The following is a 19536-nucleotide window of genomic DNA, read 5'->3' on the forward strand; positions in this document are numbered from 1 at the left end:
CGGTATTCGCGCTACTTGGGGTCGCGCTCGGGGAGGGGGCGTTCGACGATGGTTGGGCGGCCGAGGGGGTTGCGGACGCGGCGTTTGGCGGAGTGGTAGACCTGGGCGGTTTCGGCGGCTACGACGTCCCAGGCGAAGCCGGCGGTGAGGCGTTCGCGGGCGGCGTAGGCGCGGTCTTGGGCGGCGACGGGGTCGTCGAGGGTGGCGCGGGCGGCGTCGACCAGGCCGTCGACGTCGGCGGGGGCGAAGGAGGCGCCGGTGACGCCGTCGATGACGGCCTCGCCGAGTCCGCCCGCGGTGGAGGTGATCAGCGGGGTGCCCGCGGCGGCCGCTTCGAGCGCGACGATGCCGAAGGGTTCGTAGCGGCTCGGCAGCACGATGGCGTCGGCGCCGTGCAGCCAGCCGAGCAGTTGGGCGTGGTCGAGTTGGCCTGCGAAATGCACCGCGCGGGCCACCCGGTGCACCCGAGCGCGCTCACGCAGCCACTCGAATTGGGTGCCGATACCGGCGACGGTGAGCGTGGTGCCGGGGTGCGCGCGGCGGATGCGCGGTAACGCGGCGATCGCGTCCTGCACGCCCTTCTCGTATTCGAGCCTGCCGACATAGAGCAGGCGCGGCGGCCCGGTGCGCGGCGAGCGTGGCCGAAATGTCCAGGCGCCCACGTCGATTCCGTTGCGGATCACCGTCATCGGCACTCGCTCGGGGCCGTAGAGCCGTTCCACTTCGTCCTGCATCGAGGCCGAGCAGGTGATCAGCGCGTCGGATTCGTTGGCGAGCCACCACTCGACGGAATGCACCTGCCGATTGACCTTGCCCGCGACCCAGCCGCTGTGCCGTCCGGCCTCGGTGGCATGAATGGTCGAGACCAGCGGCACGTCGTAGTACTCGGCCAGCGCGATGCCGGGGTGAGCGACCAGCCAGTCGTGCGCGTGCACCACGTCGGGCGCCCAGCCGTCACCGATGCCGGGCTTGCCGAGCGCGATCCCGGCCCGCACCATCGCGTGCCCCATGGCCAGCGTCCAGGCCAGCATGTCCTCGCCGAAGTCGAAGCACGGCGGGTCCTCCGCGACCGCGACCACCAGCACACCCTCGGCGATGAAGGAGTGGGTGGGATGGGTCGAGGAGTCGGTGCCGGAGGGGCGGCGGGCCAGCACGACCACCTCGTGGCCCGCCACGGCCAGCTCGGTCGCCAGGTGATGCACATGCCTGCCCAACCCGCCGACCACGACCGGCGGGTACTCCCACGACACCATCAAGATCTTCATGCATGTCCTTCTGCGCTGGACGCGGCGTGCTCGGCGGCCGCGGCGTAGCTTCCTCCGGGCCCGGCCTTGCCGAGTCGTCGCGCGTCCACACCGGGGAAGAGTCCGTCAGCCGACCCCCATCCTGCCGCCAACTGCTGTGCTTTCGCGAGTTGACCCGCTCCGACGGCGGCCGCGATCTCCCGCACGGCGTGCGCGTGCCGGTGCGCGCGGTCGCGCGCGTAGCCCGCGGCGGAGTCCTTGCTGACCATGAATGCCCAGTCGCTGGACACGGTGAGGATGGCTTCGCGCAGCAACTGGTCGGCGACGTTGTCGCGCAGCGCGGGCGCACCGTCGGCGGGGCGCATCTTGTCGACCGTGTCCAGGGTGAGCCGCACGATGTCGTCATTGAGCTCGACCAGGTCCTGCACCTGATCCCCGGCCCAGACCCGCCAGTCTTTGCCGGAGCCCCAGGACGAATCGGCCAATGGCACCGGCGCACCGACGAATCCGCGTTCGCGCGCATCGGCCAGCGTGCCGACATCGACGCCGGCCTCGGGCAGCGCCCGCAACACCTGGGCCAACCATTGCGGACCCTCGTGCCACCAGTGGCCGAACAGTTCGGTGTCGAACGCGGCCACCACCAGCGCGGGCTTGCCGATCCGCGCGGATTCGCTGATCAGTCGCTGGCGCACCGTCTGGACGAAGTCGTCGACGTCGCGGCCGATCGCCGCGGTCGCGAGTTCCGGGTCGTAGGGCGCCTTGTCCGGACCGGCCACCGTCTTGCCGGTGACCCGGGACGGTTTGAGACCGGTCGCATGGTCGTAGTGATGAAAGTCACGGTAGGCGCTCTGGCCCGGGTAGCCCGATTTCGGCGACCAGACCCGGTAACTCACCTGCAGATCGCGCCCGAACGCGACCACATCGGACTCGCGGACCGGGCGGCCGAGGGTGGTGTCGCCGCGCAGCGCGGGTCCGTCGACCATGAAATGGGTCACACCGGCGTCGGCGTAACCGATCTCCATGCCCGGTGTGTAACCGCACTCCGGCGCCCAGATGCCGGTGGGCGTATGCCCCCAACGGTGGCGCGCGTCGCTCAGTCCCTCGGTGAGCTGGAACTGGCGCAGCCGCGGATCGAGCAGCGGCTGGAACGGGTGAGCCAGTGGGCCGCCGAGCAATTCGATGGTGCCCGCGTCGATCAGCCCGCGCCAGACCGGAGCGGCGCCGTGCCGCCAATGCTCCTCGAAATCCGCCAAAGCCGCTGTGGCCAAACGATGTTCGTGCCTACCGAGGGCGACGTTGCCTGCCATCGCCGCCTCGTCGGCGCGCAGTTGCCAGTTGCCGAGCCAGTGGTGCATGCCCGCGAGGCAATGCGGGTCGTCCAGCTGCGCCGCGAGCACCGGCGTGATGCCGAGGCTGAGCAGATGCGAACGTCCTTCGGCGGCAAGCGTTCTCAGTACCTCGGCGACCGGAAGGTAAGACGCCGCCCAGGATTGGTAGAGCCATTCCTCGCCGACCGGCCACCGGCCGTGGTGCGCGAACCAGGGCAGATGGGAGTGCAGGACCAGGCTGAACTGACCCGGAACCGCAGCGTCGCTCAAGGCTTCACCGCGATGGCGACCAGGTCCAGGCTCGCGTCGACGTCGTCGGCGATCAGGGTGAAGTCGTCGATGGTGACGGCCGCGACGTCGGCGGTGAGATCGGCGGGCCACGGTTCGCCGGCCAGCGCGCGCTCGATCTGCGCGTCGATGAACGACCCACCGTGCTTGGCGTCCAACGCCTTCAGGCTCGCGCCGTGATGCACGCCGGTCATCTGCGCGACCTCGAAGCCCGCCTCGACCAGCAGCTCGGTGAGCTCGGCGGCATTGAGTTCGCGGGTGTGGAACGGGTTGAGCGGGGTATCGCGACCGGGCGAGAAGGTGATCCGGTTCGGCGTGCTGATCAGCAGCTCGCCGCCGGGTCGCAGCACCCGCAGGCACTCACGGAGGAACTGGCCCTGATCCCAAAGATGTTCGATCACTTGAAAATTCACCACGACGTCGACCGAGGCGTCGGGCAGCGGCAACGCGGCCAGGTTGCCCTGGATCATCTCCACCCGCGGGTACCTGGCGCGCACGTGCTCGACCGCGCCGGTGTCGTAGTCGACGCCGGTGACCTTGGTGGCCACCGAGGCGATCATGTCCGCGCCGTAGCCTTCGCCGGATCCGGCCTCCAGCACGGTTTTTCCGGCACAGCGGTCGAGCAGTCGGGCGTAGGCGATCTCATGCCTGCGGAACCAGTAGTTCTCCTCGGCGATGCCGGGGACGGTCCGTTCGCCGGTCAACGGCAGCGGTTCGACGGCGCCGTTGGTCGTCTCCCGGGCGCCGGTCATGCCCGTCAGGTCGTCCATTGCGGCAGGGATCACAGCCTCGCTCATCGCTCCGACGTTACTGGTACTGAGTGTTTGCGGGATACCCGCACCCGGTCACCGGGATGCCCCTGCCCGGTCGAGATAGACCGTTCGGCATGGGTGCTCCAGCCCGGCACGATATCGCTGGGTCTGGCGTTATGAGAGAGAAGCGGCTAAGTTACCCACGAGTAACTTAACGTAGGGTAGTGTCACGCCCTGAGCTACTCACCCGGACGTACGGCGCCGCCTGTGCGACCACTCCATACGTGTAACCAGAACAGGAGGTCGACGAAGACCGATGCCGAACATCGTCGTACTCATCAAGCAGGTTCCCGACACCTGGTCCGAGCGCAAGCTGACCGATGGTGACTACACCCTCGATCGCGAAGCCGCCGACGCCGTCCTCGACGAGATCAACGAGCGCGCCGTCGAAGAAGCGCTGCTGATCAAGGAGGCGCAGGGCGGCGAGGTCACCGTGCTTGCCGCCGGTCCGGACCGGGCCACCGAGGCCATCCGCAAGGCGCTGTCCATGGGCGCCGACAAGGCCATCCACATCAACGACCCGGCGATCCACGGCTCCGACGCGGTGCAGACCGCCTGGGTGCTGGCGAGCGCGCTCGGCCAGGTCGAAGGCGTCGAGCTGGTCATCGCGGGCAACGAGGCGACCGACGGTCGCGCCGGTGCGGTCCCCGCGATCATCGCCGAGTACCTCGGCCTGCCGCAGCTGACTCACCTGCGCAAGCTCACCATCGACGGCGACAAGATCACCGGCGAGCGCGAGACCGATGATGGCGTCTTCAAGCTGGAGGCCACCCTCCCGGCCATCGTCAGCGTGACCGAGAAGATCAACGAGCCGCGCTTCCCGTCCTTCAAGGGCATCATGGCCGCGAAGAAGAAGGAAGTGCAGACCTTCACGCTGGCCGATCTGGGCGTCGACCCGTCGACCGTCGGTGTCGCGAACGCGGGCACCACCGTCACCGGGGCCACCCCGAAGCCGCCGCGCACCGCGGGCGAGAAGATCGCGGACGAGGGCGACGGCGGCACCAAGATCGCCCAGTACCTCGTCGGTCAGAAGATCATCTGATCCCGCCGATCTGCTTAGGAGAGAACACAAATGGCTGAAGTACTTGTGCTCATCGAGCACGCGGACGGTGCGATCAAGAAGGTCAGCACCGAACTCCTCACCGCCGCCCGCAACCTGGGCGAGCCGGCCGCCGTCGTGCTCGGCACCGCGAGCACCGGCGAGAAGCTGGCCGACGCGCTCGCCGCGGCCGGCGCGGAGAAGATCTACATCGCCGAATCCGACGACGTGGAGAACTACCTGCTCACCCCGAAGATCGACGTGCTCGCCGCGCTGACCGAGCAGGTCTCCCCGGCCGCCGTCATCGTCGCCGCCTCGGCCGAAGGCAAGGAGGTGTCGGGCCGCCTCGCCGCCCGCATCGGCTCCGGCCTGCTGGTCGACGTAATCGACGTGAAGTCCGACGGCACCGCCGTGCACTCCATCTTCGGTGGCGCGTTCACCGTCGATGCCAAGGCCACCGGCGACGTGCCGGTGATCTCGGTGCGCCCCGGCGCCATCGAGGCGTCCGCGCAGGCCGGTGCCGGTGAGAAGGTCACCGTCGAGGTGCCCGCGCAGGAAGACGGCATCGTCAAGGTGACCGCCCGCGAGCCGATCGTCGGCGGTGACCGTCCGGAACTCACCGAGGCGAACATCGTCGTCTCCGGTGGTCGTGGCGTCGGTTCCGCCGAGAAGTTCTCGGTCGTCGAGGAGCTGGCCGACTCGCTCGGTGCCGCCGTCGGCGCCTCGCGTGCCGCGGTCGACTCCGGCTACTACCCGGGCCAGTTCCAGGTCGGCCAGACCGGTAAGACGGTCTCGCCGCAGCTCTACATCGCCCTCGGCATCTCCGGCGCCATCCAGCACCGGGCAGGCATGCAGACCTCGAAGACCATCGTCGCGGTCAACAAGGACGAAGAGGCCCCGATCTTCGAGATCGCGGACTACGGCATCGTCGGCGACCTGTTCAACGTCGCCCCGCAGCTCACCGAAGCGGTCAAATCGCACAAGGGCTGATCGCTCGCTTCGCGCGATAATTGGTGGCCTCGACTGGAAGTTCAGTCGAGGCCACCTTTTTCGTTGCTGGGTGACGGTCGGACCACGGCAGCTATTGTCTTTGTGGGGCGCTGCACGGTGCATATTCTGGGGAATCAGGGGGGTTGCATGGTGGACGTCGACGGCAACGGGAGTACGCCCCTGGGCTCGGTGTCATCGGCGCTGGACGGCGGTCTGCCGATGACCGCTCGACAGGAACAATTCAGCCTCGCTTTCATACATATGGTTGCCGCTGCGGCAGGCTGTTCCATCAAGAGTCACCTGACTGACTACGACGGAGTCGACATCACGATTGCGTCGTCTGCTGAGTACGTGCGGTACTACTGCCCTGAGTTCGAGATGCAGCTCAAATGCACGACACAGTGGCGGTTGCTCGGTGCGGAACACCTGGCATGGTCGCTGGAGCGCGATCGGTTTCTCAAGCTGGTAAACCCGAAACGGTTCGCCCCGGCGCTGCTCGGCGTCCTTCTCGTCCCTGAGGATCCTGCACAACTGCTGGATCTCTGAAGCAGGTTTGACCAGTTCGAGCCGAATGTACTGGCAACATGCGAGAGAACTCGGCGTGATCGAGGATGGTAAGGCCAGCAAGACGGTCCATCTGCCTAGGGCAACCTGTTTGATGTGGACAGCCTTCGAGGCATCATGCACGCAATCGGGGAAGGAGGTCAGTGGTGAAAGAGGTTCCGCTCGACGGTCTCCAGGAGATCGCCTCCACTTTGTCGCCGCCCGCCGTGTCTCAGTACCTCGCGAGCCACGATTGGCAGCTCGAGGCCCGGGACCAAGACGTCAGAGAGATCTGGCGGCTTCCGGGCGCGGACGGTCCGCTGGGCCGTGTCATGTTGCCGCTGGCTACTGACTATGCCGACTTTCCTGTGCGTTTTCGTGACACGCTTCAAGCTCTTGCCGCCATTTATGATTGGAATATCGGGCAGCTGGCCGAGCGTATCGTTGCGGCCCGTGCCGATCTTTTCTTCGTGCGGCTCGATCAGGAAATGACGGATGGGACAATCCCTTTTCGGCAAGCCGAGAAGACTCTAGAAGCACTTTTTACTATGATGCGGGCCGCCGCTACAACTGCTGATGATCCAACTAATTCGCACCGCGGTCGGAGGTCAGCCATTGTCACCGAATTTCTCGAAGATGACATCCGGTTGGGACACACGAAACGGGGCAGTTTCGTATTCACCGTCGTAACTCGTCTGGGTGAAGTTCTGCCGTCAGACGAGGACGGGTCGCCTACTGTGCCTTTTCCGCGCAAGGTGATGACGACGCTGGCCACTGGTTTGCAGTCGACTCGACAGCTTGCACTCGACTGGGACGAAGGTGCACTCGACCGGGCCGCGCAACTGGGCTTGAGCGCAAGTTTGGTGGAGTCTGTGCAGGAGCTCACCCAGCCAGAAACGCTACGCGCACTGGAGTTATCGTTCGATTGGGCGGCCGCTGAGCCACGCCCTGACGTCGGTACTTCGCGAATCATCGTCGATCGCAATGCAATGGCAGGTCTGCCCCGCGTACGGGAACGGTTGGTTCGGCGCGAGGAGCCGCCTCGTTATGTGACGCTGCTCGGAACGGTTCGTACCCTTAATCGAGATGATTCCGGTGATGAGGATCAAGAGGCCAGCAGTATCGTGTTGTCTACTCATGTAGACGGCCGCCCGCGAAAGGTCCATGTTCCGCTGACCGGCGAGGACTATGCGTCGGCAATTCGTGCGCATCAGAGCAAGCAGCCAATTGTGGTGTCAGGCGATCTGATATTCGAGCGTGGTGTTTGGCGGCTGACCGGAACAATCAATGTAGATCCCAACTTTCTGGACCGCGGGATCTGACCGCGGTCGGCGGTTAACGGCCGGTGTCGATAGATGCTCCGAAACTTGGGGCCAAGTCTCCAGTCGGCCGGACTGGTTGTGGGGGAACGTGTTCCAATGCGGCACGGCAGGTGCGATAGCCTGCGGGTATGGCTGTTCCTACTACTCGGATGCTGGTGCTCGCCATCGTCCGGCTGCTGCAACCGGTGCATGGGTACGACGTTCGGCGTGAGCTGCTGTCCTGGCATGCCGACGATTGGGCGAATGTGAAACCGGGATCGATCTATGGCGCGCTGAATACCTTGCAGCGTGACGGGTTGATCGCGATCGAGGGGGTCGCGCAGGAGGGGGCCCGGCCGGAGCGGACCACCTATCGGCTCACCGGGGAGGGGGAGAAGGAGTTCGGCGAGATGCTGCGCGAGTCGTTGTTCTCCGCCGAGCAGCCGAAGAATCCGTACTTCGCCGCGGTCGCACTCTTTCCGGCCGCGCCGCGCGATGACGTCATCGCCGCGTTGCGCAGCCGGATTCTCAAGTTCGAGGCCGAGCTGGTGTTCGTCGAACGCGACGTGGTTCGGATCTTGGCCGGCAGTGGCAATCCCGCGGAGGCCGAGCCGCACCACGTAGCCGATGCGATGCGCTTGACCGCCGACCACATCAAAGCAGATCTGAACTGGTCGCGAAAGACGTTGGAACGCATCGAAACCGGTGAACTCGATGTGTGGGGTGGCGTGAACGACCGGATGAGTACCTGGGAACCACCGATGTCATGATCAAGCCTGAATAGTAAAGCTTGACTATTTAGTCGATTGTTCCTACCGTAAGCGGCGTGGAAACAATCGACACTGTTCGTGGCCGCACCCGTACCGCGGTCATCGAGGTGCGTGGGCTTGCCCGAACCTTCAACACCAGAACCGGTCCGGTCGAGGCGGTCAAGGGGGTCGATTTCGCCGTGCACGACGGCGAAATCCTCGGTCTCCTAGGCCCGAACGGCGCGGGCAAGACAACTACCCTGCGGATGATCAGCACGCTGATCGAGCCCTCCGCGGGCGAGGCGACCATCTCCGGCGCCGACCTGCGCACCGAGGCGCGGACCGTGCGTTCGCGGATCGGGTATGTCGCGCAGGGCGGCATGACCAACGACCTAGAACTCGTCATTGACGAATTAGTGCTGCAGGCAAGGCTTTTCGGCCTCGACAAGGCGCAGGCACTGCGCAATGCCGAAGAGCTGATGGCGGCGCTCGAGCTGGACGGCCTCGCCGGGCGCAAGTGCGCCCAGCTGTCCGGTGGCCAGCGGCGGCGCGTCGACATCGCGCTCGGCCTCATGCACGGCCCGAAGCTGATCTACCTGGACGAGCCGACCAGCGGCCTGGATCCGCAGAGCCGGGCCAACCTGTGGGAACACATTCGGCGACTGCGGGATCGGGGCACCACGGTCGTGCTCACCACGCACTACCTGGACGAGGCCGACGCGCTCTGTGACCGGCTGCTGGTGATGGACCACGGCGTCGTCGTCGCCGAGGGCTCGCCCGACGAACTCAAGCGGCGGATCTCCGGCGATGTGGTCAGCCTCGAAATCGCCGACGAGCAAGCCGATCTCGCGCTCGAGGTGGCCGAGGCGGTGCTCCAGCCGCGGTCGGCGGTTCGCGCGGAGGACGCGGGCGTGACGGTGGTGCACCTGACCGTCGAGCGGGGTGACGCCGCGGTCGTGCCGTTGCTGCGGGCGCTGGACGAGCGGGGGATCGCGGCGGGTGCGATCACCGTCAAACGGCCGAGCCTCGACGATGTCTTCCTCACTATCACCGGACGTTCACTGCGAGAAGGGAATCGATCATGAGGTTCGCGCACGACACCGGGCTGATCTTCTGGTCTCAGCTGCGGGCCAACCTGCGCAACCCCATGTGGGTGATGATCGGGCTGTCCCAACCGGTGCTGTATCTGGTGCTGTTCGGTCCGTTGATCAAAGGGATCGCACCCTCGCTCGGCACCGATATCGACCCGTGGAAGATCCTTACGCCGGGCCTGGTCATTCAAACCGGGCTGATGGGTTCGTTGTATGCCGGATTCGCCATCATCTCCGAGCTGCGTGCGGGAGTCATAGAGCGGCAACGGGTTACGCCCGCGGACCGGGGTGCGCTATTGCTCGGCCGGGTGCTCAAGGACATGGTCGTGCTGATCGTGCAGGCCTTGGTCCTGGTCGGCGTCGCGGTGCTGGCGTTCGGATTGCGGCCGGACCCACTGGGTTTGGTGCTGTCGGTGCTGCTGATCGCGGTGATGTCGGCCGGTCTCGCGTCGGCGTCCTACGCACTGGGGCTCTGGGCCAGGGACGAGGGCACGCTTGCCTCCGTGCTCAACACCCTGACCTTGCCGATCATGCTGCTGTCCGGGATCCTGCTGCCGATGGCTGTCGGGCCGGATTGGCTGCGGTACATCGCGAAGGTAAACCCGTTCTCGCACACCGTCGATGCCGCACGAGCGCTGTTCCGCGGCGACTTCGGCAGTGCCGATGTCTACCTCGGCACCGGCATTACCGTGGCGGTTGCCTTGGTGCTCATGGTGATCGGTGCCCGCAGCTTCGCCGGGGAGAACGCCTGAGCGAAACACGCTCGTGCACTGAAGGATTGATAGCGAACGACCCTGAGTCCGCTCGGGGTCGTTCGCCCGTCACTCAGCGATGGAGTCCGGCGAGCAGCGTGGTGAGGATCGGTGAGCGGCGGACGTCGCTGCGCAGCACCGCGGAGACCGGGATGCGCAACTTCTGGTCGGCCAGTTCGAGCACGACCAAGCCCTCGGTGGAGCTTTCCGCGTAGAGGACCGTCCACGCGTCGGGTCGATTGATCAGCTCCAAGGTCGCGGTGTGATCGGGCGGGATCGGCGGCCCGAAGGTCGGCCCGGTGGGCAGCTCGGCGAACGCGGACCGAATCACGGTGTGCAGCAGCACCTGTTCCTGTTCGGGCGGCAGCAGCAGCGGATGCCGGCTCAGATCCGACAGCGTCACCGTCTCCCTGGTGGCCAGCGGGTGCGCGCTGGAGGTGGCGATCACCAGATCCTCGACCCACAGCTGCTCCACCTCCAGGCCCGGCTGGTCGACGCTGCCGCGGATGAGCGCGAGGTCGCAGTCGCCGTCGGCCACCGCGGTTATCCGCTGCCGGAACGGTTTGATCACGAACTCGATCTCCGCCTCGGGATGCGTCGCGCGGGCGCCCGCGATCGCCGACAGCGATCGGGTCGCGAAGGACATGTTCGCGGCGAGCCGGATCCGCGGGCCGGCGGTGCGCACCGCGGCCCGGATCGCCGACTCGAGGCTCAGCATCTGTTTCGCAAGGGGAAGTAGCCGTGCGGTGGCGTCGGTGGCCACTACTGATCTTGTCGAGCGCTCGAACAACTGCACGCCGAGATCGCGCTCGAGCCGGGAGATCTGATGGCTGATCGCCGACTGTGAGATAAAGCACCTCGCGGCGGCTCCGCTGAAGCTGAGCTCCTCGCAGACGGCCACGAAGTAGGTGAGCTGCCGAAGTTCCACAGCGCCTCCGATTAATGACGGATCGAGATAAGAGTCATCTGAATTATGCGCCCTAACTCCTGAAATATCTTCGTTCCCGATGACGGTTGGTAATGAGAGAAGGAGGCTGTCATGCAGTACGTGGATGCGGGAATCGAAACCGCGGGTGTCGTCATCGTCGGATCGGGGTTCGGCGGACTTTCCGCCGCCAAGCAACTTGCCAAGTCGGGTATCGATTACGTGCTGATCTCCAGCACGCCGGAGCACCTGTTCCAACCGTTGTTGTACCAGGTAGCGACCGGTGTGCTGGCATCGGAGGAGATCGCGCCGCCGATCGCTACCATTCTGCGCCGTCACCGCGAGGCCGACGTGCGCCTCGGGAAGGTGGTCGCCATCGATCCGGACAAGGCGATCGTCACTTATGAGCACAACGGCGAGCAGCGCCGGATCCGGTACGGCTCGCTGATCGCCGCCACCGGCGCCAGCCAGTCCTACTTCGGCCGCGACGATTTCGCCGAGAAGACCTTTTCGCTCAAGACCATCGACGACGCGAAGCTGCTGCGCGCGCAGATCCAGCGGGTCTTCGCCGAGGCCGCGGGCGCCGATGAGGAGACCAAGCGCAGGCTGCTGAGCTTCGTGGTGGTCGGGGCGGGCGCGACCGGCGTCGAGGTGGCCGGTCAGCTGAAGGAACTCGCGAAAAGGTATTACCACCAAGAAGTTTCGGTCACCCTGGTGGAGGGTGCCGGCGAGGTGCTTCCGCCGTTCGGCGGCGGACTGTCCGAATACGCGAAGAAATCGTTGACCCGCACCGGTGTCGACGTGCTGCTCGGCACCTTCGTCACCGACATCGAAGAGGACAAGGTCACCGTCAAGGACAAGAGCGGTGTCGAACGCGGCATCGCGGCGGAGACCATCGTCTGGTCGGCGGGCGTGCAGGTCGGCGGGTTCGCGAAGGTGCTCGCGGAGGCCACCGGCGTCGAAACCGACCGGGCCGGAAGGCTGTTGATCAATCCCGACCTGACCGTCGGCGGCTACGCCGACATCTACGCGATCGGCGACATGACCTCGCTGAACGGCTACCCGGGCCAGTCGCCGGTGGCCATGCAGGAGGGCAGGCACGCCGCCGACATCATTCGCCGAAAGAAGCAGGCGGGCACCGCGTTCAAGTACTGGGACAAGGGCAGCATGGCGGTGATCAGCCGGTTCAGCGCGGTGACCAAGCTGAACGACAAGATCACCTTCCGCGGCCTGATCGCCTGGTTCATGTGGCTCGCGGTGCACCTGTTCTACCTGGTCGGCTTCCGCAACCGCTTCGCCGCGGTCGCCTCCTGGCTGGTCGCCTTCATCGGCACCGGCCGCCCCGGCTTCGCCGAGGTGAACAAGACCGCCGAGCCGGCCCGCGCAGTGGAGCGAACGGCCGCTTGAGGTAGCTCCTCCGTCGATAGCCGCATCGCGAAGTCTTCGCGATGCGGCTCTTTCGCGATGGCGCCGCAGGTCGAAATGTGTTCGCCGAAAAGGGTTTAATCAGGAAAAAGACGCGGCAGCGGCGCGCGGGCACGAACGGGGCGCGACGGTCCGGTGAACGCTCGGTGTGATCAGCATCTCGTTCACCGAACCGGCATCGCGGCGACACTTCGGGGTTGCTCCAGCGCAGTGTGCGGCTGGGTTCATTGACGATATGACTATTACGTCCGTGTTGACAGCCCCGGCGCGCTCGACGGACTCCGGGGTGGAACGGTCACGGTACTCGCTGGTCGTCTCGTCCGACGCAGAACACCGCGCGGCGGCGCAGCGACTGCGCTACGGAGTGTTCGCGAGCGAGCCCGGATTCCATATCCCCGACAACGGCACCGGCCTGGACGCCGACCGGTTCGATGAGCACTGCGATCACCTGCTGGTCCGTGACGACCGCACCGACGACTTCGTCGGCTGCTACCGAATGCTGCCGCCGGACCAGGTCGCCGCGGCGGGCGGTTACTACACGGCCACGGAATTCGATCTCTCCCAACTGGATCCGGCAGGGCGCCGGATCGTCGAGATGGGCCGTGCCTGCGTCGTCCCCGACCACCGCAACGGCTCGGTGCTCACCCTGATGTGGGCGGGCATCCTGCACTACATCCAGCTCACCGGTTACGACTGGGTGATGGGCTGCGTCTCGGTGCCCATGCAGGACAGCCCAACCGACGAACCCGGCGTGAACGTGCGCGGCGTGCGCGACCTGCTGCTCGGCAGGCACGCCTCCGATCCCGAACAGCGGGTGCACCCGATTCGCCCGGTGGTCGTCGACGGCAAAACCCTCGACGACATGACCCCGCCCGCCCGCCCCAAGCTGCCGCCGCTGCTGCGCGGCTACCTGCGCCTCGGCGCGGAGATCTGCGGCGAGCCCGCGCACGACCCGGACTTCGGGGTGGCCGACTTCGTGGCCATCCTCGGCCTGGACACCATCAACACCCGCTACCTGAACCGATTACAAGACGCCGCCGCGACCTTCGACGGGGGACGGTGAGACTGTGGTCTTCGACGCGCCGCCCGCACAGGCCACCGCACACGCGTGGATGCCGTCGAGCCCGTGTGGGCTCGGCTGCATCGAGCCGATCGACCAGGTCGGCACCGGCCGGGTGATCGGCAGGCTGCTCGGCGTCGCCGGGCTGCTCGTCAGCTTTCCGATGGTGAATCTGGTTACGCCACAAGGTAAACGCGAACGACTGCAGCGCGGTTACGCGCGAACGTTGTTGAGTTGCCTCGGCATGGAATTGCGGGTCGTCGATCGCCGGATCGACCCGGACGAGCGCGGTGCTGTCGATGAGGGCAGCACCGCGCCCGCCGTTTATGGGCCCTCCGGTACCGGCGTCATGGTCGTCGTCGGGCACATCGGCTGGACCGATATCGTCGCGCTCGCCGCGGTGCAGCCGCTCGGCTTCGTCGCTCGGGCCGACATGGTCGATTGGCCGGTGCTCGGCAAGCTGGCGACGCTGATGCGGGTCATCCCGATCGAACGGGAAAAGCTGCGCGCGCTGCCCGGGGTGATCGCGCAGATCAGTGCCAGGCTCACCGCGGGCGAGCGGATCGCGGTGTTCCCCGAGGGCACCACCTGGTGTGGTCGCGCGTACGGCAGCATGCGGCCCGCGCTGTTCCAAGCGGCGATCGACACCGCGACTCCGGCCCAGCCGGTGCGGCTGCGCTACCTGGATCGGCACGGGGCCCAGTGCACGGTGCCCGGATTCGTCGGCGAGGACACCTTCGCCTCGTCCGCCCGTCGGGTGCTGCGTTCGCGCGGCATGGTCGCCGAGGTGGTCCTGGAACCGGTGCAGCAGCCGGGTTCCGATCGACGCGATCTGGCGCGTCGCTGTGCGGCCGCGATCCGCGGCGCGGAGCTGTCGCGGCACGGTGCCCTCGACGCCACGGTGTGGATCGAGGCGGGCAAGACCAGGGTCCAGGACCCGTCGGTCGCCTCGGACGTACCAGAGGTCCGCAGGCCGCCTCGTCGGCTGCGTCCCGTGTTGCGCGGTCGAGGCCGCCGGGTCGAAGCGGTCGGCGGGTAAGCGGGCACGGCGAACCGTCAGCGGAGCACGTACAACGCGCTGGCGCACATCACGCCGGTGAACAACGGCCAGAACAGTAGTTTCGGCAGCAGGTTCTCGTGCCAGGTGACTATGCGACGTTGCGCCCCGGTGATGAGCAAGGTGGCGTTGACGGCGATGAGCAGGGTCATCAGATAGAGCGCGAAATACCAGCATTCGATGTAGGCGATGCCGGTCGAGCCGGTCTCGGCGCGGACGGCATTGTCGTTGACGGCGACGACAAGGACGGTGCTCACGGAGAAGCCGATGATGGCGAACGCGGTGAAGCCCGAGATGGTGCGGCGGTCGGGGTCGGTGGTGATGACGAACAGCGACAGGAACAGCAACAGCGCCAACAGCACTACCGGCACGATTCGCCCGATCAGCGGGCCGGTGATATTTCGCTCGATACCCACGTTGAAATACAGTTCGGCAGCTTGGAATCCGGAGTCGTTGCCGGAGTATTCGTTCGCCTCGTGGAACAGGCTGAAAGCCGTGTAGCTCGGCGTCCAATCGCCGAGCACGATGGTGCGGGTCAAGCCGACGAACTCGTCGGACTTCGACAGGTGCGAGGGGATCGCCTTGAAGTCCGGTACCAGCTGAACCGGCTGCGACGGATCGGCCGAGCGCATGCGCAGCCAGACGTTCTGATGATCGAGTGGATAGTTCCGATAGTCGAACTGCTGGCGAATCCGCGCGGTGAACGGGAAGACATCGACTCGACCGTAGGGGACGGTGAAGCCGGTGGCCCGCTTCGCCGCCGCCATCTGGTCCTCGGCTTCGGGGAACACGACACCGTGGGTGACATTGTCGGGCAATCCGGGCGGGATGACCTGCCAGACATATCCCGAGACCTTGACGGTGTAGGCATTGTTGAACTCGATCGAATTCAACATCACGCCGGTGGGTAGCCGATACACCGTCGTGTCGCTGGGGAAGCGTTCGGCAACAGTGCGGTTTACCTCGTCGTCGTTGTGCACGACCGCGCCAACCGGGCTGTCGGTCATCTGGTGGTGTCCGGCGTTACGCCAAGAATACACTGTGCCGCAAGCGAATAGCGCCGTCAGCGTGAGCGATACCACCCAAAGCCACCGGGCATACGATTTACCCGATGGAGCGACCTTGGTCTCCTGAGCCACCCACAAAGGGTAACTATGCGGTAGCCAATTCTGCGGAATTGCGGCCCGCGCGGCGTCGGGGCGATCGATCACGACCGCGAACATCCGCAAGCCATGGCCTGGGATGTTCGGTGACCAGTCGCTGCGCGCTACCGAGCGAGTTGTAGCGCCAGGGTGAGGCAGGCTTAGCCGGGGAATCGCGTGCGCTGGCGTCGGACCGTATCCCGCCACGAAATACGGTCCGATCCAGCGGCTTCGGGCTAGCGGATGTCGATCGTTCCGTCGAACATCAGCGGGGTCGGGCCCGGGTTGCAGGTTTGGAGCATGCTCGTCGGCATGGGGACGCCGTAGCCGATCATGTTCGGTTGGCCGTTCTGGCCCTTGGCGACAGTGATTTGGATCGCCATGGCATCGGGTGCGAAGACCATCACCGGTTGGACGGTGGTGATGGGATACACCAGCGACACGGTGTTGCCGTTGACCGTCAGGCACGTGACGGGGCCGGTTACCTTCACCGGGAGCGGCATGCTCCCGAGCTCACCAGCGGCCATATAGGTGCCGGTTGCGGGGCCGTCACCCTGCCCCTGTGCCTCGATGTGCAGGATGTTCATTCCTATTACCTGCATGTTGCCGTTGATCGACACGCTGGCAGGCTCTGCCGACGCCGATCCTGTCGCCGCAAGCGTTGCCGCTCCCGCCAATGCCACGGGCAAAGCGAAGCGAGTAAGCCAAGAAGCCATTGAAAACACCTTCCACGGGTGGGGATATGCCCGCCGGATACCCGATGCGGGAACACCCATGCGACACAATCTCGAATCGGCAAGTATTGGCAACCCGGACGCTTTAATTGTGCTGACCAGCCGAAATAGGTTACTCGGCAATCTATTCCGGCACGGTGTTGCGGATCGGCGCGGCATCACGGAATTCGGATTACGCCGAGTTCCGGTATCCGGCGGCCCGCGTCTTCTCGTCTGCGACCCGCACGCAGAAGCAATAAGCGAGCATCCCAACGAGATACCCGGACACGCCCAGTGCCAGCAGGCTGACCACCGAGAACAGCAACGGGCCCCATGGCCCGCATCCCGGCACAGCGAGTTCCACTCGGAACTACTCGAGCGGTTCGGGACACGATGGCCGTGTGGCAAGGACGCGCCGGTACCGGGAATACCGGCGGGCCGGCCGCGGGTTGCGCATCGTGGGTGAATCGTCGATACCACGTATACGGCAAGGGGCACCCCCAAGGTGTGCAGGTCAACGCTGGGATAGGCTTATTTGGTCATGAAGGCGGGTTACTCGGGTCCGGGCCACGGTGCGGCGGCCCATACGGTTTACCTCGATCATGCGGCCACCACTCCGATGTTTCCTGCCGCTATCGAGGCCATGACGGCTGCGCTCGGCACGGCGGGTAACGCGTCGTCGCTGCACGGCTCGGGCCGCGTCGCCCGGCGGACGCTGGAGGAGGCGCGCGAGTCGATCGCCGCCGATCTGGGCGCCCGGCCCTCGGAGGTCATCTTCACCTCCGGCGGGACCGAGAGCGACAATCTGGCGGTCAAGGGCATCTATTGGGCGCGCCGGGATGCCGACCCGCGCCGGACCAGGATCATTGTCAGCTCGGTCGAGCATCACGCGGTGATCGACGCGGTCGAGTGGCTGGAGAAGCACGAAGGCGCCAGGGTGACCTGGCTGCCGGTGGACGCCGAGGGCGTCGTCTCGCCAAGCACGCTGCGCGCCGCGCTGTCGGCCAACCCCGACGACGTCGCGCTGGTGACCGTCATGTGGGCGAACAACGAGGTCGGCAGCATCCAGCCGATCGGCGAATTGGCCGCCGTGGCACAGGAATTCGGCGTGCCCATGCACAGCGACGCGGTGCAGGCCGCGGCCCAACTGCCGATCGACTTCGCCGCGAGCGGATTGTCGGCGGCCAGCTTCGCCGGGCACAAGGTCGGCGGGCCGCACGGCGTCGGCCTGCTGCTGCTCGGCAGGCAGGTGCCGTGTGTGCCGCTGCTGCACGGTGGCGGGCACGAACGTGACCTGCGTTCCGGCACGTCGGACACCGCGGCCGCGGTCGGCCTGGCCACCGCGCTGCGCCAGACGGCGATCGAATTGCCCACGCGCACCGCGGAATTGACCGCGTTGCGGGACGCGCTGATCGACGGCGTGCTGGCCATCGAGCCGGACGCGGTGCTCAACGGCGCCCCCGGCGACCGGCGGCTGCCCGGCAACGTGCACTTCACTTTCCCCGGCTGCGAAGGCGATTCGCTGCTGATGCTGCTGGACGCGGCGGGGATCGAGTGTTCGACCGGGTCGGCCTGCACCGCGGGTGTCGCGTCGCCGAGCCACGTGTTGATCGCGATGGGTGTCGAACAGTGGCAGGCCCGCGGGTCGCTGCGTTTTTCGTTGGGGCACACCTCGACTCGCGCCGATGTGGACGCGTTGTTGGGTGTCTTGCCCCAGGTGGTTGAGCGGGCCAGGGCCGCGGGTCTGGCCGGTGCGAAGGGAGGTGTTTGATGCGAGTACTTGCCGCGATGAGTGGTGGTGTTGATTCGGCGGTGGCGGCGGCGCGTGCCGTCGAAGCCGGGCACGAGGTGGTAGGCGTGCATCTCGCGCTGTCCGCGTCGCCGGGCACGTTGCGTACCGGGTCGCGTGGCTGCTGCTCGAAGGAGGACGCGGGTGACGCGCGGCGGGCCGCCGACGTGCTCGGCATCCCGTTCTACGTCTGGGATTTCGCCGATCGCTTCAAGGAAGACGTGATCGACGATTTCGTCGCCGCCTACGCGGCCGGTGAGACGCCGAATCCGTGCCTGCGCTGCAACGAGAAGATCAAGTTCTCCGCACTGGCCGATCGCGCGCTCGCCCTCGGCTTCGACGCCGTGGTCACCGGTCACTACGCGCGGCTCGACGACGGCGTGCTGCGCCGGGCCGTCGACGCGGACAAGGACCAGTCCTACGTGCTCGCGGTGCTGAACGCGCAGCAGCTGTCGCGCGCCATGTTCCCCGTCGGCGACACCCCGAAGCCGCGGATTCGCGAAGAAGCCGCCGAGCGTGGGCTGGCCGTCGCGAACAAGCCGGACAGCCACGACATCTGCTTCATCCCGTCCGGCGACACCCAAGCGTTCCTCGGCGCGAAGATCGGCATCCGGCCCGGTGCCGTGGTCGATGCCGACGGCCAGAAGCTCGCGGATCACGAAGGCGTGCACGGGTTCACGATCGGTCAGCGCAAGGGGCTTGGGCTGCCAGGCCCGGCCGCTGACGGTAAGCCGCGCTACGTGACCGGCATCGATCCCGATTCCGGCACCGTCCGCGTCGGCTCGGTCGAGGACCTGCAGGTGTGGGGCATCGAGGCGGAGCGCGCGATCTGGACCTCCGGTGCCGCACCGGACGGGCCGATCGAGTGCGTCGTGCAGGTGCGCGCGCACGGTGGCACCGCGCCGGCCATCGCCGAGGCGGTCGGCGACGGGCTGTCCGTCCGCCTGCGCGCGCCGCTGACCGGCGTCGCGCGCGGCCAGGCGGTGGTGCTGTATCGCCCGGATGAGCTGGGAGACTTGGTGATCGGCAGCGGCACCATCTCCGGTACCGGCGGCGTCGAGAGCGCCGCGCTCGGCAGCGACGTCGGGTCCGCCGCCACGCGGTGAGCCCGGCCCGCGCGCCGATGTGCGAGGGTTACCCCGAGGCCGCGTCGCAGGGCGGCGATTCGCACCGGATCGCGGCCGGTCGGCGAGTCTGCCTCGCACACTGATCAGACCGCGATCGGGCCTCCGGTGGCGCACCACGATCGACTGACGGAAGCGAACAACGGTGTACCAGAACGCGAAAG

The 19536-nt window shown here is 66.5% G+C and carries 19 protein-coding genes; 12 read left to right on the forward strand and 7 right to left on the reverse strand.

What is annotated here, in order from left to right:
• Window positions 1-11: 11 nt before the first annotated feature.
• The 3 genes from ACIBCN_RS14590 to ACIBCN_RS14600 are packed head-to-tail and all read right to left on the reverse strand — an operon-like array spanning window position 12 to window position 3630.
• Entirely contained in the window at window positions 12-1265 is a 1254-nt protein-coding gene (locus ACIBCN_RS14590) for a glycosyltransferase family 4 protein (RefSeq protein ID WP_396992033.1), read from the reverse strand.
• Window positions 1262-2842, reverse strand: a complete 1581-nt coding sequence (locus ACIBCN_RS14595) for a 1,4-alpha-glucan branching protein domain-containing protein (RefSeq protein WP_396992034.1) — start codon at window positions 2840-2842, stop codon at window positions 1262-1264. Before ACIBCN_RS14595 ends, ACIBCN_RS14590 begins: the two co-directional genes overlap by 4 nt.
• Window positions 2839-3630 carry a methyltransferase domain-containing protein gene (locus tag ACIBCN_RS14600; RefSeq protein ID WP_396992565.1) on the reverse strand — a complete coding sequence of 264 codons (792 nt, stop codon included), beginning with the start codon at window positions 3628-3630 and terminating at the stop codon, window positions 2839-2841. Before ACIBCN_RS14600 ends, ACIBCN_RS14595 begins: the two co-directional genes overlap by 4 nt.
• A gap of 298 nt (window positions 3631-3928) precedes the next feature.
• Between ACIBCN_RS14600 and ACIBCN_RS14605 the strand changes: the two genes are divergently transcribed.
• The 7 genes from ACIBCN_RS14605 (at window position 3929) to ACIBCN_RS14635 (ending at window position 10137) form a co-directional block, all read left to right on the forward strand.
• Window positions 3929-4714 (forward strand): electron transfer flavoprotein subunit beta/FixA family protein, encoded by a 786-nt coding sequence (locus ACIBCN_RS14605; RefSeq protein ID WP_396992035.1) that lies wholly within the window; start codon window positions 3929-3931, stop codon window positions 4712-4714.
• Window positions 4715-4744: 30 nt separating this feature from the next.
• Entirely contained in the window at window positions 4745-5701 is a 957-nt protein-coding gene (locus ACIBCN_RS14610) for an electron transfer flavoprotein subunit alpha/FixB family protein (RefSeq protein WP_396992037.1), read from the forward strand.
• Window positions 5702-5848: 147 nt separating this feature from the next.
• Window positions 5849-6247 (forward strand): hypothetical protein, encoded by a 399-nt coding sequence (locus ACIBCN_RS14615; protein WP_396992038.1) that lies wholly within the window; start codon window positions 5849-5851, stop codon window positions 6245-6247.
• Window positions 6248-6411: 164 nt separating this feature from the next.
• Window positions 6412-7566, forward strand: coding sequence for a hypothetical protein (locus ACIBCN_RS14620; RefSeq protein ID WP_396992039.1), 1155 nt, complete (start codon window positions 6412-6414; stop codon window positions 7564-7566).
• 128 nt (window positions 7567-7694) lie between these two features.
• Window positions 7695-8315 (forward strand): PadR family transcriptional regulator, encoded by a 621-nt coding sequence (locus tag ACIBCN_RS14625; RefSeq protein ID WP_396992040.1) that lies wholly within the window; start codon window positions 7695-7697, stop codon window positions 8313-8315.
• A gap of 56 nt (window positions 8316-8371) precedes the next feature.
• Entirely contained in the window at window positions 8372-9379 is a 1008-nt protein-coding gene (locus ACIBCN_RS14630; protein ID WP_396992041.1) for an ATP-binding cassette domain-containing protein, read from the forward strand.
• Window positions 9376-10137 carry an ABC transporter permease gene (locus tag ACIBCN_RS14635; RefSeq protein ID WP_396992042.1) on the forward strand — a complete coding sequence of 254 codons (762 nt, stop codon included), beginning with the start codon at window positions 9376-9378 and terminating at the stop codon, window positions 10135-10137. The genes ACIBCN_RS14630 and ACIBCN_RS14635 overlap by 4 nt, the downstream gene beginning before the upstream one ends.
• A 73-nt stretch (window positions 10138-10210) precedes the next feature.
• Here ACIBCN_RS14635 and ACIBCN_RS14640 read toward each other — a convergent pair whose 3' ends face one another.
• Entirely contained in the window at window positions 10211-11065 is an 855-nt protein-coding gene (locus tag ACIBCN_RS14640) for a LysR substrate-binding domain-containing protein (RefSeq protein ID WP_396992043.1), read from the reverse strand.
• Between the two features lie 111 nt (window positions 11066-11176).
• Between ACIBCN_RS14640 and ACIBCN_RS14645 the strand changes: the two genes are divergently transcribed.
• From ACIBCN_RS14645 to ACIBCN_RS14655, 3 genes are all read left to right on the forward strand, one after another.
• A complete protein-coding gene (locus ACIBCN_RS14645) occupies window positions 11177-12469 on the forward strand; it encodes an NAD(P)/FAD-dependent oxidoreductase (RefSeq protein WP_396992044.1) in 1293 nt (430 codons plus the stop codon).
• A gap of 253 nt (window positions 12470-12722) precedes the next feature.
• The gene (locus ACIBCN_RS14650) at window positions 12723-13550 is read left to right on the forward strand and encodes a GNAT family N-acetyltransferase (RefSeq protein WP_396992045.1); all 828 of its coding nucleotides are present in this window, start codon (window positions 12723-12725) and stop codon (window positions 13548-13550) included.
• Window positions 13551-13599: 49 nt separating this feature from the next.
• The gene (locus ACIBCN_RS14655; protein ID WP_396992566.1) at window positions 13600-14586 is read left to right on the forward strand and encodes a lysophospholipid acyltransferase family protein; all 987 of its coding nucleotides are present in this window, start codon (window positions 13600-13602) and stop codon (window positions 14584-14586) included.
• A 17-nt stretch (window positions 14587-14603) separates the two neighbouring features.
• On the opposite strand, the gene ACIBCN_RS14660 is transcribed toward ACIBCN_RS14655, so the two are convergent.
• From ACIBCN_RS14660 to ACIBCN_RS14670, 3 genes are all read right to left on the reverse strand, one after another.
• Window positions 14604-15611: a hypothetical protein gene (locus ACIBCN_RS14660; RefSeq protein ID WP_396992046.1), complete on the reverse strand. Its 1008-nt coding sequence runs from the start codon at window positions 15609-15611 to the stop codon at window positions 14604-14606.
• Between the two features lie 371 nt (window positions 15612-15982).
• Window positions 15983-16522: a hypothetical protein gene (locus tag ACIBCN_RS14665; protein WP_396992047.1), complete on the reverse strand. Its 540-nt coding sequence runs from the start codon at window positions 16520-16522 to the stop codon at window positions 15983-15985.
• Window positions 16523-16652: 130 nt separating this feature from the next.
• Window positions 16653-16823: a hypothetical protein gene (locus ACIBCN_RS14670; RefSeq protein WP_396992048.1), complete on the reverse strand. Its 171-nt coding sequence runs from the start codon at window positions 16821-16823 to the stop codon at window positions 16653-16655.
• 177 nt (window positions 16824-17000) lie between these two features.
• On the opposite strand from ACIBCN_RS14670, the gene ACIBCN_RS14675 reads away from it, so the two are divergent.
• Together ACIBCN_RS14675 and mnmA are read left to right on the forward strand one after the other, a co-directional pair.
• A complete protein-coding gene (locus ACIBCN_RS14675) occupies window positions 17001-18230 on the forward strand; it encodes a cysteine desulfurase family protein (RefSeq protein WP_396992049.1) in 1230 nt (409 codons plus the stop codon).
• Complete coding sequence (gene mnmA, locus ACIBCN_RS14680) at window positions 18230-19354, forward strand: tRNA 2-thiouridine(34) synthase MnmA (protein ID WP_396992050.1); 1125 nt, start codon at window positions 18230-18232, stop codon at window positions 19352-19354. Before ACIBCN_RS14675 ends, mnmA begins: the two co-directional genes overlap by 1 nt.
• Window positions 19355-19536: the final 182 nt, after the last annotated feature.

Origin of the sequence: Nocardia sp. NPDC051052, from assembly GCF_044456045.1 — a bacterium.
Classification (GTDB): Bacteria; Actinomycetota; Actinomycetes; order Mycobacteriales; family Mycobacteriaceae; genus Nocardia.